Here is a 13,612-nt window from a genome sequence, read left to right on the forward strand (position 1 = left end):
CCGGCGCGTTAGGATGGCGCGAAGTCGAGGTGGGAGCCTCGTACAGGATTAGCAGTAACGAGGATAGTCATGACTGATTTTGCCACCGCCATTCCGACCGCCGTTGATATCGTTCGGCGCGAACAGTGCTATCAGGGCTTCTACAAGCTCGATCGCGTGCACTTGCGCCACGAACTGTTCGCCGGTGGCATGAGCCGCGAGATCAATCGTGAAGTGTTCGTGCGCCACGATGCGGTGTGCGTGCTGCCATACGATCCGCAGCGCGATGAAGTGGTGCTGATCGAGCAGTTCCGCGTCGGCGCCATGGGCAAGACCGACAATCCCTGGTTGATCGAACTGGTCGCTGGTCTGATCGACAAGGAAGAAGTACCGGAAGAAGTTGCTCACCGCGAAGGGCAGGAGGAAGCTGGGCTTGTATTCGGGGCGCTGTGGCCGATGACCAAATATTTTCCATCGCCGGGCGGCAGCAATGAATTCGTGCATTTGTACCTGGGGCGTTGCGAGACAACCGGGGTCGGCGGCCTGCATGGGCTGGAGGAAGAAGCAGAAGATATCCGCGTCTCGGTCTGGGCCTTTGAAGATGCCCTGCAGGCCGTACGCGACGGACGTATTGCCAACGCACCAAGCATCATTGCCTTGCAGTGGCTGGCCTTGAATCGCGTTGAAGTGAGGGGGTTATGGTCGTAAACAAGCTGCGCGATCGCTATCGGGTGGACCTGGTGGGGCTGCAAGCGTCCTGCGAGGCGAACTACGCGCGACTGATGCGACTGCTGCCGGACATGCGCAACGAGCCGGCCGCGCGACGCATCGCCGTGACCCATGGCGATCAGATGCTCGGGGTGCTGGCGCTGGAAGTGCTGCAAGTCTGCCCGTACACCACGACCCTGCAAGTGCGCCAGGAACACAGCCTGCCGTGGCTGCCGGTGCCGCAACTGGAAGTGCAGGTCTATCATGACGCGTGCATGGCCGAAGTGGTCAGCGCCGAACATGCGCGGCGCTTTCGTGGCATCTATCCTTACCCGAACGCCTCGATGCACCAGCCGGATGAAAAAGCCCAACTGAACATGTTTCTGGGCGAATGGTTGAGCCATTGCCTGGCGTTGGGGCACGAGTACGAAGTCGTACGTTAATGGTGAGCCGCAGTTGTGAACTGCGTCAGGTTCACAGGTTTCCCCTTTAGGTCGTCCCCCAGCATAATTGCGCCATTCATCCATTCCCGTGATCACGCCCTGGGAGAACACCTTGCCGAGCGTATCCACATTGAGTGCCGCCGATCCGGCGTTGCTGGTGCAAATTTCCGACAGCCATCTGTTCGCCGAGGCGGATGGCACGCTGCTGGGCATGAATACCCGCGACAGCCTGCAAAGAGTCATCGAGCTGGTACGCCAGCAACAGCCGCAGATCGACCTGATCCTGGCCACGGGTGATCTGTCGCAGGACGGCACGCTGGAGTCTTACCAGCGGTTTCGCGACCTGACCGGGCAACTCGGTGCGCCAGCCCGCTGGATTCCCGGCAACCACGACGAGCCGTTGATCATGGCCGAGGCGGCGGTGCAGAGCGCGTTGCTGGAATCGGTGGTCGACATCGGCAATTGGCGGGTCACGCTGCTCGATTCAGCGGTGCCGGGCTCGGTGCCGGGGTATTTGCAGGACGAACAGTTGCAACTGCTGGCGAGCTCGTTGAGTGAAACGCCGGAGCGTCATCACCTGGTGTGCTTCCACCACCATCCAGTATCGATCGATTGTGCCTGGATGGAGCCGATCGGGCTGCGTAATCCCGAGGCGTTGTTTGCTGTGCTGGATCGTTTTCCACAGGTGCGCGCCGTACTTTGGGGGCACGTGCATCAGGAAGTCGATCAATGGCGTAATGATGTGCGTTTGATCGCTTCGCCTTCGACCTGCATTCAGTTCGAGCCGGGCAGCGATGATTTCATGGTCGGGGAGCAAGCGCCGGGGTATCGCTGGCTGCGGCTGTTGCCGGATGGCCAGCTCGAAACCGGAGTGGAGCGCGTCACCGGTTTCGACTTCCAGATCGATTACAGCTCCAACGGCTATTAGTCATTCCCCAAGATTGCATTGCGGCCTTCGCGAGCAGGGCTTCGTGAACGGTGCAGATCCATTGTGGGAGCGAGCTCGCTCGCGAAGGCGTCCGCCCGGGCGACCCGATTTCACGGGTATCCCCGATTCCCCCGACACCCTGTAAACTCCGCCTCTTTATCCGACGCACAGGGAGTTCAAATGTCCGGCTCGATCCTTTATATCCACGGGTTCAACAGCGCGCCTGCGTCGAAAAAGGCCACTCAGTTGAGCGAAGTGATGGAGCGTCTGGGCTTGAGCGATCGATTGCGCGTGCCGGCCTTGCATCACCATCCCCGTGAAGCCATCGGTCAGCTGGAGCAAGCGATTGAGGCGCTCGGACGGCCACTGCTGGTCGGCAGCTCACTCGGCGGCTACTATGCGACTCACTTGGCCGAACGCCATGGCCTCAAAGCCCTGTTGATCAACCCTGCCGTCAGTCCGCACCGGATGTTCGACGGGTTTCTGGGGACACAGAAAAACCTGTATACCGATGAGACCTGGGAACTGACCCATGACCATGTGACGGCCCTGGCCGAACTGGAAGTGCCGGCGCCGCAGGACCCGCAGCGCTATCAGGTGTGGTTGCAGACCGGTGACGAAACGCTGGACTATCGCCTCGCCCAGCAGTATTACCGGGCTTGTGCCTTGCGTATTCAGGCGGGCGGCGACCACGGTTTCCAAGGGTTTGCCGAGCGTCTTCCGGCCATGCTGAGTTTTGCCGGCATAGGCGCAGATTTGTACCAGGCGATTGATTTCAGCGCACTGTGAACCGTTGCCCCTTTTTCATTGAATCACTGACGACGAGACCCTATGGCCACTCCCAGCGCTAGCTCTTATAACGCAGACGCCATCGAAGTCCTCTCGGGCCTCGACCCGGTGCGCAAGCGCCCCGGCATGTACACCGACACCACTCGGCCAAACCACCTCGCCCAGGAAGTCATCGACAACAGCGTCGACGAAGCCTTGGCCGGGCATGCCAAATCGGTGCAGGTCATCCTGCACGCCGACCACTCGCTGGAAGTCAGTGATGACGGTCGCGGCATGCCGGTGGACATTCACCCGGAAGAAGGCGTTTCCGGCGTCGAGCTGATCCTCACCAAACTTCATGCGGGCGGCAAGTTTTCCAACAAGAACTACCAGTTCTCCGGCGGTCTGCACGGGGTCGGTATTTCGGTGGTCAACGCCTTGTCGACCGAAGTCCGGGTCCGCGTAAAGCGTGACGGCAACGAATACCAGATGACCTTCGCCGACGGTTACAAGAAAACCGAGCTGGAAATCATCGGGACGGTGGGCAAGCGCAACACCGGCACCAGCGTGTTCTTCGCCCCGGACCCGAAATACTTCGATTCACCGAAATTTTCCATCAGTCGCCTCAAGCACGTGCTCAAGGCCAAGGCCGTCCTGTGCCCGGGGCTGCTGGTCAGTTTTGAAGACAAGGCCAGCGGCGAGAAAGTCGAATGGCATTACGAAGATGGCCTGCGCTCCTACCTGGTCGACGCGGTCAGCGAATTCGAACGCCTGCCGGACGAGCCGTTCTGCGGCAGCCTGGCCGGTAACAAAGAGGCCGTGGACTGGGCATTGCTGTGGCTGCCGGAAGGTGGCGACGCGGTGCAGGAAAGCTACGTCAACCTGATCCCGACCGCCCAGGGCGGTACCCACGTCAACGGCCTGCGCCAGGGCCTGCTCGACGCGATGCGCGAGTTCTGCGAATTCCGCAGCCTGTTGCCGCGCGGCGTGAAGCTGGCGCCGGAAGACGTCTGGGAACGCATTGCGTTCGTGCTGTCGATGAAGATGCAGGAGCCGCAATTCTCCGGTCAGACCAAGGAGCGTCTGTCGTCCCGTGAAGCGGCGGCGTTCGTTTCCGGTGTGGTCAAGGACGCTTTCAGCCTGTGGCTCAACGCCAACCCGGAAACCGGCATGCTCCTGGCGGAACTGGCGATCAACAACGCCGGCCGCCGCCTGAAGGCCAGCAAAAAAGTCGAGCGCAAGCGCATCACCCAGGGTCCGGCCCTGCCGGGCAAGCTCGCCGACTGCGCCGGACAGGACCCGATGCGTTCCGAGCTGTTCCTGGTGGAGGGTGATTCCGCCGGCGGTTCGGCCAAGCAGGCGCGGGACAAAGAGTTCCAGGCGATCCTGCCGTTGCGCGGCAAGATCCTCAACACCTGGGAAGTGGACGGCAGCGAAGTACTCGCCAGCCAGGAAGTGCACAACATTGCCGTGGCCATCGGCGTCGATCCTGGCGCGGCGGACATGAGCCAGCTGCGCTACGGCAAGATCTGCATCCTCGCCGACGCCGACTCCGACGGTCTGCATATCGCGACCCTGCTCTGTGCATTGTTCGTCCAGCACTTCCGGGCGCTGGTCGATGCCGGCCACGTCTATGTCGCCATGCCGCCGCTGTACCGGATCGACCTGGGCAAAGAGATTTACTACGCCCTGGACGAAGCCGAGCGCGATGGCATTCTCGATCGCCTGGTGGCGGAGAAGAAGCGTGGCAAGCCGCAGGTCACCCGATTCAAAGGCCTGGGTGAAATGAACCCGCCGCAGTTGCGCGAAACCACCATGGATCCGAACACCCGGCGCCTGGTGCAACTGACGCTGGATGATTTCGAAGCGACGTCGGAAATCATGGACATGTTGCTGGCGAAAAAACGCGCCGGCGACCGCAAGACCTGGCTGGAATCCAAAGGCAACCTGGCCGAGGTTCTGGGCTGATGCGTCTGGGCTTTGCCCTGGCGTGTGCATTGCTGCTGACCTCGATCACGGTGTCTGCCGAGCCGGCACCGCCGTTGCGTCTGGTGTCCGAGCATGCCATCGAAGGCATGCGCGGGGGCAACCTGTCCGGGCTGGCCCTGTGCGGCAAGGACTTGTGGGCGGTCTCCGATCGCGACGACGATCAGATCTACCGACTCGATGTCCAGGCGGGCGTCTGGCGCGCGCAAGCCGTGGGCATCGGCGTTCCGCCGGTGCCTGACAGCGGTTTGCCCTGGGGATTGCGTTCGCGGACCTGGGCGGCGTCGTTCGTGCGTGGCGGGGATCTGGATTTCGAAGGCATCACCTGCGACAGCGCCGGCAATCGCTACATCGTCAGCGAAGGCCACGCGGCTGTCCTGCAAGTGCCGCCAACGGGGCCCGCGTCCTGGCTGAAAATCTCGCCGATGATGGTGCGCGAAGCGCGGGCCAGCGGCATGTTGTTGCAATTCAATGCATTGTTCGAAGGGTTGGCGATCAATTCGACGGGGGATCAGTTGTGGCTCGCCGCCGAGCGCCAAAGCCGCGGACTGGTGCTGATCAAGCGCAAGCAGACGGTGTGGGATTGCGACGGTGGCTGTGTGCTGTTGAGTGAGTCGGGCATGGAAATGCAGCCGAAGCAGTTTTCCGGGGCCAAGGCGGTTTCACGGGATTTTTCCGATCTGTCATTGTTCAACGGCAAGCTGTTTACCCTGGAGCGCAATGCCTATCAGATCTGTCGCCGGGACCCGCAAACGGCCAAAGTGGAGCGCTGCTGGTCTTATGCTGACGAGTTGTTGCAGGAAAACCGTCGTTATCCACAGGACTACGGGCTGGAAGAGGCATTGGTCGTGGATGCGGATGGTGCGTGGATCGGTGTCGACAACAATTTCGGTGCCCGCGCCGATGGCGAGTTACGGCCGATCGTCTGGCGCTTTGCCGCGCCAGAAGGTGGCTGGAGTGCCAAGCCATGAGTCAGCAACCACCGGGCAAGCGCGCCGGCCGGGTGTTGATGGTGCTGGCCTGGTGCGCCGCGCTGTTTCTGGCGACGCGGTTTTTTGGCCAGTGGGAAGAGCGCCAGCAAAACCCGAACGTGGCGGTGAGCTCGGAGCAGGGCGAAGGTTTTATCGAAGTGAAACTGGTCAGCAATGGCCAGGGGCATTTCGTCGCCAGCGGCCATATCAACGGTCAGCCGGTGGATTTCATGCTCGATACCGGCGCGACCGACGTGTCGATCCCGGCCAGCCTGGCCGAGCGGCTGAAGCTGGAGAAAGGCTTCGGGGTGACCCTGAGCACGGCCAACGGTTTGAGCGAGGGGTATCGAACCCGCATCGACCGGCTGCAACTGGGCGATATCGTGTTGCGTGATGTACGCGCACTGGTCGCACCCGGTTTGCATGGCGACCAAGTGCTGCTCGGCATGAGCGCACTGAACAAACTTGAATTTACCCAGCGCGGTGGCACCATGCTGCTGCGCCAGACAACGAATTGATGAGGCCCGCATGAGCGATATCCTTGCAGACAGCTTGGACGGCGTAGAACGCCGTTCGCTGGCTGACTTCACCGAAAATGCCTACCTCAACTACTCCATGTACGTGATCATGGACCGTGCCTTGCCGCATATCGGCGACGGCCTGAAACCGGTCCAGCGGCGCATCATCTACGCCATGAGCGAGTTGGGGCTGGACGCCGACTCCAAGCACAAGAAGTCGGCGCGTACCGTCGGTGACGTGCTCGGCAAATTCCACCCCCACGGCGATTCGGCCTGCTACGAAGCCATGGTCCTGATGGCCCAGCCGTTCAGCTATCGCTACACGCTGGTGGACGGTCAAGGTAACTGGGGTGCGCCGGATGATCCCAAGTCCTTCGCCGCCATGCGTTACACCGAGGCGCGGTTGTCGCGTTACTCCGAAGTGCTGCTCAGCGAACTGGGCCAGGGCACTGCGGACTGGGGGCCGAACTTCGACGGTACTCTCGACGAGCCTCTGGTGTTGCCGGCACGTTTGCCGAATATCCTGCTCAACGGCACCACCGGTATCGCGGTGGGCATGGCCACCGACGTTCCGCCGCACAACCTGCGCGAAGTCGCCAGCGCCTGCGTGCGTTTGCTCGATGAGCCCAAGGCCACGGTCGAACAGCTCTGCGAGCACATTCAGGGCCCGGATTATCCGACCGAAGCGGAAATCATCACGCCGCGCGCCGATCTGCTGAAAATCTACGAAACCGGTCGCGGTTCCGTGCGCATGCGCGCCGTGTACCACGTCGAAGACGGCGACATCATCGTCACCGCGCTGCCGCATCAGGTTTCCGGCGCCAAGGTGCTGGAACAGATCGCCGCGATGATGCAGGCCAAGCCGTCCAAGGCCCCGCAGATTGCCGACCTGCGTGACGAATCCGATCACGAGAACCCATGCCGGATCGTGATCATTCCGGGCGCCCGCAAAAACTTTGACCACGATGCATTGATGCAACACCTGTTCGCCAGCACCGAGCTGGAGTCGAGCTACCGGGTCAACATCAACATCATCGGGCTGGACGGCAAGCCGCAACTGAAAAACCTGCGGGCCCTGCTGGTCGAATGGCTGGAGTTCCGGGTGCAGACTGTTCGTCGTCGCCTGCAATTCCGCCTCGACAAGGTCGAGCGTCGCCTGCACCTGTTGGACGGTTTGCTGATTGCCTACCTCAATCTGGATGAAGTGATTCACATCATCCGTACCGAGGAGCATCCGAAAGCCGCCCTGATCGAGCGCTTTGCCCTGAGCGAGATCCAGGCCGACTACATCCTCGACACCCGCTTGCGTCAGTTGGCGCGACTGGAAGAGATGAAGTTGCGTGCCGAGCAGGATGAACTGCTCAAGGAACAAGCCAAGCTGCAAGCCTTGCTGAGCAGTGAAGCCAAGCTGAAAAAGCTGGTGCGCACCGAATTGATCAAGGACGCCGAAACCTATGGCGACGACCGTCGCTCGCCGATCGTCGAGCGTGCCGAGGCCAAGGCCCTGACCGAGCACGATCTGCTGCCGAACGAGAAAGTCACTGTCGTGCTGTCGGAAAAAGGCTGGGTTCGTTCCGCCAAAGGGCACGAAATCGACGCCACCGGGCTTTCCTACAAGGCCGGGGATGGCTTCAAGGCCCTGGCGGCGGGGCGCTCCAACCAGTTTGCGGTGTTTATCGACTCCACTGGTCGCAGCTATTCGGTGGCGGCGCACACCTTGCCATCGGCCCGTGGCCAGGGCGAGCCGCTGACCGGCCGTCTGACGCCACCGCCGGGGGCCAGTTTTGAATGCGTGCTGATGCCCGAGGACGACGCGCTGTATGTCATTGCCTCCGACGCCGGTTACGGTTTCGTGGTCAAGGGTGAAGACCTGCAGGCCAAGAACAAGGCCGGCAAGGCGCTGTTGAGCCTGCCGAACAACGCCAAGGTGATCCTGCCGCGTCCGGTGGCTGATCGTGAGCAGAACTGGCTGGCTTCGGTGACCACCGAGGGTCGCCTGCTGATCTTCAAAATCAGCGATCTGCCACAATTAGGTAAGGGCAAAGGCAACAAGATCATCGGTATTTCCGGTGAGCGAGTGGCCAGTCGCGAAGAGTATGTGACGGACATCGCCGTCCTGCCGGAGGGCGCCACCCTGGTGCTGCAGGCCGGAAAACGTACCTTGTCACTGAAAGCGGACGACCTCGAACACTACAAAGGTGAGCGTGGGCGTCGTGGTAACAAATTGCCACGTGGCTTCCAGAGGGTAGATGCGCTGCTCGTCGAAAACCTCAATTAAGCGTGCTAGAGGCTCCGATCTACGATTTAACCCGTAGATCGGCGCTTTCGCGCTGGAGTCGGAACGCATATTCACGGATGATATGGCCTTTCAAGCGCCGGCGTGGCCGAGCGTTCTTCATATTTATTGAGTATTTTCACTGTGGTCAGCCTTGTGGCGATCACCTGGATGGGACGATGACTGCTCTGCGCCTTCCTTTTATTTTGATGCTCGCTGGCGTTCTTGGCCTGGCGGGTTGCAGCGTTCACCAGCCGGTGTCGCTGTATCAACTGGACAGCGGAAGTCCGGTTCAGCCTGCGCAAAGCGCGGGCATGGCGGTTTTGCTGGGTCCGGTAACCGTCGCTGACTACCTGCAACGCGAAACCCTGTTGCAGCGTCAGCCCGATGGCAGCCTGCAAGCTTCGCTCGATGGTCGCTGGGCCGGTAGCTTGTCTTCCGATATCGACCAGTTGTTACTGCGTCAGGTCGCCGGTCATCTGGACAGCCAGCGTGTCGTGCTGGCGCCTGCCAACGCAGGCTTCACGCCGGATGTGCAGGTGCTGCTGACCATCACGCGCCTGGACTCGGGTGAAAAGCAACCGGCGATCCTCGATGCGCAATGGCGCTTGATCGACCGCCGTGGTCAGGTGCGCGATAACCGCATCATTCATCTGCAGGAGCAACATGCCGGTAATACGGCGGCCCAGGTCCAGGCTCAGGGTGTATTGCTGCAGCGACTGGCCGAACAGTTGTCTGTCGCGCTCAAGCCATTGGCCAACCAGCCACCGATTGCCGAAGCGCCACGTAAACCGGCCGCCAAACCTGCGGCACCGGCGGCAGAACAGGAAAAACAGCCGAAGATCCCGATGGCTGCACCGATTCGTACGGATATGGAAGTGTTCCGCTTCTAAGTCTGGATCGAGTCAAACCAAAGCCCGCCTTGTGCGGGCTTTGTTGTTTCTGCTGATTGGAGACTTCCAGTGCGGCTGATGGCCTCATCGCTGGCAAGCCAGCTCCCACAAGGGTATCTGTTGAGCGCAGATTGTGTGTACGACATCAACCACTGTGGGAGCTGGCTTGCCAGCGATAGCGACTGTACAGGCAATAAAAAACCCGCAGACGAGTGATCATCTGCGGGCTTCAATAGGTAAGGCTGAAAGATCGCAGCCTTCGGCAGCTACGGCTTACGCCCGGCGCTCATGCATCCGCGCCAGCTGTCGTTCAAGCATCGACGGATAAGGCTCCATCAAACGCTCCACACAGCAGGCACCTTCAGGGCTGGCAATCGGGCGGATCCGCGCGCGCTGGCGGATCAGTGCGTCGTCGCTGATCTTGCGTTCCACCAGCAGCAGGTTGCGGCTGTGTTGCGACAAGGCCAGGGCATCCTGGGCGGTGTCGGTCAGCAGCAGGTCGATCTGGCTCAGGCCGAACAGGTCGTCGCCCAGGGTCAGGCCCAGTTGCAATTGCAGGGTGATGCCACTGTCGGCGACTTCGATCTGCAGCTGATGGCCCAGCGCCCGCAGCAACTCGCCGCAGCAGATGGCATTGGTCAGGTAATCGTCGCCGCTGTCTTCGGTATGGAACAGCATCAGCGTGCTGCCGTCGTTCAGGGTGTGCAGTTCGCTCTCATAGAGCGAGGCGGCCTGGTCGAGGCAGTCACGGTAGCGCTCGAGCAGTTCTTCCAGGCGTGTGCGAGGCAGGCGACGCAGCTGCTCCTGAGAGCCCAGTTGCACGGCCAGTACGGCGCTGTGCTGCGGCACGTTCGAAACGACAGGTCGAGCGGCCGGAATCGGTGCGTTGACTGTCGAATCATCGAGCAGATCGGCGAAGGCATCTTCGTCATCGTCATCGTCTTCGACGGTGCTGATGGCGCGCCGTGGTGCTGCTTTCATCGCCGCCATCGGACGGCTTTCGTCGAAGCTTGGGTCGCGCAGGTTGCGTACTTCGAAACCCGGCTCTGCGTCGTCGATGTCATCGAATTCCGGCTCTGGCACGGGCTCCGGCTCGGCAGGTTCCGGCGCGAAGTTGGCGTGCAGCTGGCGAGCCAGGTCACCGATTTCGTCCTGACGCTCGGTGGCCGGGGTGTATTCGTCGATATTGCGCAGCCACACCCGCAATTGCAGGAGCGGCGTGGAGATGTGTCGGCCCAGGCGCAGGCTCAAGGCCAGGGACAGGGCCAGCAGAATCGCGCTCAGGATGCCCATGCTTTGCAGGCTGATGGTCATCGGTTGCTGGAACTGGTCCATGTCCAGGCTGATGCGCAGTTGACCGGCGGTCACGTCCTGGAAGGTGATCTTGCTCTGGTACATGCCCTCGGCTTCACCCAGCAGGCCATGCTTGGGACGCTGTCCGGCTTCGGCGAGGATGCGGTTATCCACGCTATAGATGGCAGCGTGGGCCACCAGCTTGTTCTTGGTCAGGTTGTTGAGCAGTACGTTGAGGCTGAGGATGTCGTTGGACACCAGCAGCTCGGTGGCCGAGGTGGCCGTCTGCGTGGTCAGGCTTTCGCCCAGCGCATCCGCTTGTTCGTGCATGGCCTGCTTGAACTGCAAACCCATCACGCAGGCATAGATGACCAGGGCCAGAGCGACCAGGATCACGTTATGGCTGGCGATGCGCAATGCAATCGGTACACGGCGGTGGCGCAGTGCCCGGAAGATCAGCAGGAAGAAGTTGTCGGTTTTTACTGGCGTGGGCCGGTTCACTTGAGCTCGGCTCTTTTATCTGTGAAGTTGACGCGCAGTATAGCGACAGGGTCTAGACCGGCAAAGCGCTCACGGTGCCCGATGGTCACTGAAAGTGGGTAGAATGCGGTTTTTTTCCACCTGCGGGGGTGCGCCTTGCGCGAAATCGTCCTGATAAACATCACGGGAGTCGACCGTCCCGGTCTGACTGCGGCCATTACCGGCGTTCTGGCCCAGGGTGGTGTGAACATTCTAGACATCGGTCAGGCGGTGATCCACGACACCCTGTCGTTCGGCATCCTGGTTGAAATTCCTGGTACCGAGCAAGGCAAGTCGGTGCTCAAGGACATCCTGTTCAAGGGCTACGAGCTCGATCAACAGGTACGTTTCACGCCAGTGTCCGAAGAGGATTACCAGCAGTGGGTCGGCAACCAGGGCAAAAAACGCCACATCGTGACCCTGCTGACCCGCAAAGTGACGGCCGGGCAATTGCAGGCCGTGAGTTCGATCACCGCCAAATACGGCCTGAACATCGACCACATCGATCGGTTGTCGGGGCGCATGCCGCTGGATACGCCGGCGGATAAAGGCAAGGGCTGCATCGAGTTTTCCGTACGTGGCGAAGCGGCCGATCCGCAGGCGCTGCGTGCCGAATTCCTCAGCGTCGCCCAGGAGCTGAACGTCGACATCGCCTTCCAGGAAGATTCGCTGTTCCGTCGTAACCGTCGCCTGGCGGTGTTCGACATGGACTCGACCCTGATCGAAGCCGAAGTGATCGACGAACTGGCCAAGGCCGCCGGTGTAGGCGACAAGGTCTCTGAAATTACCGAGCGGGCGATGGCCGGCGAGCTGGACTTCCGCGCCAGCTTCAAGGAGCGTCTGGCGTTGCTCAAGGGGCTGGATGTCGGCGTACTCGATTCCATCGGTGCATCCCTGCGCCTGACCGAAGGCGCTGAAACCCTGTTCGCCGAACTCAAGCGCCTGGGCTACAAAACCGCCATTCTGTCGGGCGGGTTCACCTACTTCGCCAAGCAATTGCAGGCCAAGCTGGGTATTGACTACGTCTTCGCCAACGAGTTGGAAGTGGTGGATGGCAAGGTGACGGGCGTGGCAATCGAGCCGATTGTCGATGCGCAGCGCAAGGCTGATCTGCTCAAGGAGCTGGCGCACAAGGAAGGTTTGCGTCTGGAGCAGACCATTGCGGTCGGCGACGGCGCCAATGACTTGCCGATGCTGGCAATTGCCGGGTTGGGCGTGGCGTTTCGCGCCAAGCCGCTGGTTAAACAGTCGGCGAAGCAGGCAATTTCCACCCTGGGGCTCGATGGCGTGTTGTATCTGCTGGGCTTCCGCGATCGCGACGGACAACTGTAACGCCGCAAATCACCTGTAGGAGCGAGCCTGCTCGCGATGGACGTTAACGATGACGCGGGCATTCTGAATGCCCGCGGCGCCGTCACGTTTTTCGCGAGCCGGCTCGCTCCTGCGCTGTCGGTCCCTATCAGGCTTTCGGTGAGCCCATTCCCTGGCCCATCTGCACCGGCGAACCCGCCGCCAGTTCTTCAGCCCACTTCACTTGATCCGGCCCGAACAGCACGATAGCGGTCGAACCCAGTTTGAAGCGGCCCAGTTCCGCGCCCTTTTCCAGATGGATCGGCGCACGAGCGGCTTCGTCGTAGCGGAAGGTTTTCAGCTCGCGTTTCGGCGGCGTCACCAGCCCGGCCCACACGGTTTCGATCGATGCCACGATCATCGCGCCCACCAGCACGACGGCCATCGGCCCGCGTTCGGTGTCGAAGATGCACGCCACACGCTCGTTGCGGGCGAACAGTTCCGGGACGTTTTCGGCGGTGGTCTGATTCACCGAGAAAATCCGGCCCGGGATGTAGACCATTTCGCGCAGGGTGCCGGCCAGCGGCATGTGCACACGGTGGTAGTCCTTTGGCGACAGGTAAATGGTCGCGAAATCACCGCCCATGAACGGCGCGGCGTTTGCCGCATCACCACCCAGCAATTCCAGCACGCTGAAGCTGTGGCCCTTGGCCTGGAACACGCGGCCGTGTTCGATCGGGCCGAGTTGGCTGACCGCGCCGTCGGCCGGGCTGAGGATCGCGCCCGGTGTCTGGTCCAGAGGACGCGCGCCGTCCTTCAGGGCGCGGGTGAAGAAGGCGTTGAAGTGCTCGTAGGCCGTCAGGTCTTCGACCAGCGCCTGGGACATGTCCACCTGATAACGTTTGGCGAACCACGCGGTGAATGCATTCTTGAACCAGCGCACGCGGCATTCGGCGATGCAGCCGGCCAGTCGCGAGAGCAAATGGTGGGGCAGCAGGTACTGGCTGAGGATAAACAGACGCTTATTCATTAACTGTCCTT

12 protein-coding genes are annotated in these 13,612 nt (G+C 61.2%); 10 read left to right on the plus strand and 2 right to left on the minus strand.

Annotated elements, in window-relative coordinates:
• Positions 1-69: 69 nt before the first annotated feature.
• The 9 genes from JQF37_RS17955 to JQF37_RS17995 all read left to right on the plus strand — a co-directional run bounded on the left by JQF37_RS17955 (position 70) and on the right by JQF37_RS17995 (position 9,469).
• A complete protein-coding gene (locus tag JQF37_RS17955; protein ID WP_130204976.1) occupies positions 70-687 on the plus strand; it encodes an NUDIX domain-containing protein in 618 nt (205 codons plus the stop codon).
• Positions 678-1,130, plus strand: a complete 453-nt coding sequence (locus tag JQF37_RS17960) for a DUF1249 domain-containing protein (protein ID WP_046819863.1) — start codon at positions 678-680, stop codon at positions 1,128-1,130. Before JQF37_RS17955 ends, JQF37_RS17960 begins: the two co-directional genes overlap by 10 nt.
• A gap of 112 nt (positions 1,131-1,242) precedes the next feature.
• Positions 1,243-2,058 (plus strand): 3',5'-cyclic-AMP phosphodiesterase, encoded by an 816-nt coding sequence (cpdA, locus tag JQF37_RS17965; RefSeq protein WP_130204974.1) that lies wholly within the window; start codon positions 1,243-1,245, stop codon positions 2,056-2,058.
• Between the two features lie 180 nt (positions 2,059-2,238).
• A complete protein-coding gene (locus tag JQF37_RS17970) occupies positions 2,239-2,847 on the plus strand; it encodes a YqiA/YcfP family alpha/beta fold hydrolase (protein WP_090465470.1) in 609 nt (202 codons plus the stop codon).
• 42 nt (positions 2,848-2,889) lie between these two features.
• Positions 2,890-4,794: a DNA topoisomerase IV subunit B gene (gene parE / locus JQF37_RS17975; RefSeq protein ID WP_130204972.1), complete on the plus strand. Its 1,905-nt coding sequence runs from the start codon at positions 2,890-2,892 to the stop codon at positions 4,792-4,794.
• Positions 4,794-5,783, plus strand: a complete 990-nt coding sequence (locus tag JQF37_RS17980; RefSeq protein WP_130204970.1) for an esterase-like activity of phytase family protein — start codon at positions 4,794-4,796, stop codon at positions 5,781-5,783. The genes parE and JQF37_RS17980 overlap by 1 nt, the downstream gene beginning before the upstream one ends.
• Entirely contained in the window at positions 5,780-6,301 is a 522-nt protein-coding gene (locus tag JQF37_RS17985; protein ID WP_047536656.1) for a TIGR02281 family clan AA aspartic protease, read from the plus strand. The genes JQF37_RS17980 and JQF37_RS17985 overlap by 4 nt, the downstream gene beginning before the upstream one ends.
• Before the next feature lie 10 nt (positions 6,302-6,311).
• Positions 6,312-8,579: a DNA topoisomerase IV subunit A gene (gene parC, locus JQF37_RS17990; RefSeq protein ID WP_047536659.1), complete on the plus strand. Its 2,268-nt coding sequence runs from the start codon at positions 6,312-6,314 to the stop codon at positions 8,577-8,579.
• A 176-nt stretch (positions 8,580-8,755) separates the two neighbouring features.
• On the plus strand, positions 8,756-9,469 hold the full coding sequence (locus JQF37_RS17995) for an ABC-type transport auxiliary lipoprotein family protein (protein ID WP_130204968.1): 714 nt from the start codon (positions 8,756-8,758) through the stop codon (positions 9,467-9,469).
• 273 nt (positions 9,470-9,742) lie between these two features.
• Here the strand turns inward: JQF37_RS17995 and JQF37_RS18000 are convergent, their stop codons facing one another.
• A complete protein-coding gene (locus JQF37_RS18000; RefSeq protein WP_130204966.1) occupies positions 9,743-11,263 on the minus strand; it encodes an AhpA/YtjB family protein in 1,521 nt (506 codons plus the stop codon).
• 135 nt (positions 11,264-11,398) lie between these two features.
• Here JQF37_RS18000 and serB point away from each other — a divergent pair, with 135 nt between their 5' ends.
• Positions 11,399-12,613: a phosphoserine phosphatase SerB gene (gene serB, locus JQF37_RS18005; RefSeq protein ID WP_103403340.1), complete on the plus strand. Its 1,215-nt coding sequence runs from the start codon at positions 11,399-11,401 to the stop codon at positions 12,611-12,613.
• Between the two features lie 127 nt (positions 12,614-12,740).
• On the opposite strand, the gene asd is transcribed toward serB, so the two are convergent.
• Positions 12,741-13,601, minus strand: a complete 861-nt coding sequence (gene asd, locus JQF37_RS18010) for an archaetidylserine decarboxylase (protein ID WP_047536672.1) — start codon at positions 13,599-13,601, stop codon at positions 12,741-12,743.
• Between the last annotated feature and the right edge of the window lie 11 nt (positions 13,602-13,612).

The sequence above is a fragment of the Pseudomonas sp. MIL9 genome (assembly GCF_016887925.1).
GTDB classification, from domain to species: domain Bacteria; phylum Pseudomonadota; class Gammaproteobacteria; order Pseudomonadales; family Pseudomonadaceae; genus Aquipseudomonas; species Aquipseudomonas mohnii.

Coding starts and splice junctions, on each gene's coding strand:
- JQF37_RS17955 (WP_130204976.1), top strand. CDS start 70: ATGACTGATTTTGCCACCGCCATTCCGACCGCCGTTGATATCGTTCGG.
- JQF37_RS17960 (WP_046819863.1), top strand. CDS start 678: ATGGTCGTAAACAAGCTGCGCGATCGCTATCGGGTGGACCTGGTGGGG.
- JQF37_RS17970 (WP_090465470.1), top strand. CDS start 2,239: ATGTCCGGCTCGATCCTTTATATCCACGGGTTCAACAGCGCGCCTGCG.
- parE (WP_130204972.1), top strand. CDS start 2,890: ATGGCCACTCCCAGCGCTAGCTCTTATAACGCAGACGCCATCGAAGTC.
- JQF37_RS17980 (WP_130204970.1), top strand. CDS start 4,794: ATGCGTCTGGGCTTTGCCCTGGCGTGTGCATTGCTGCTGACCTCGATC.
- JQF37_RS17985 (WP_047536656.1), top strand. CDS start 5,780: ATGAGTCAGCAACCACCGGGCAAGCGCGCCGGCCGGGTGTTGATGGTG.
- parC (WP_047536659.1), top strand. CDS start 6,312: ATGAGCGATATCCTTGCAGACAGCTTGGACGGCGTAGAACGCCGTTCG.
- JQF37_RS17995 (WP_130204968.1), top strand. CDS start 8,756: ATGACTGCTCTGCGCCTTCCTTTTATTTTGATGCTCGCTGGCGTTCTT.
- asd (WP_047536672.1), bottom strand. CDS start 13,601: ATGAATAAGCGTCTGTTTATCCTCAGCCAGTACCTGCTGCCCCACCAT.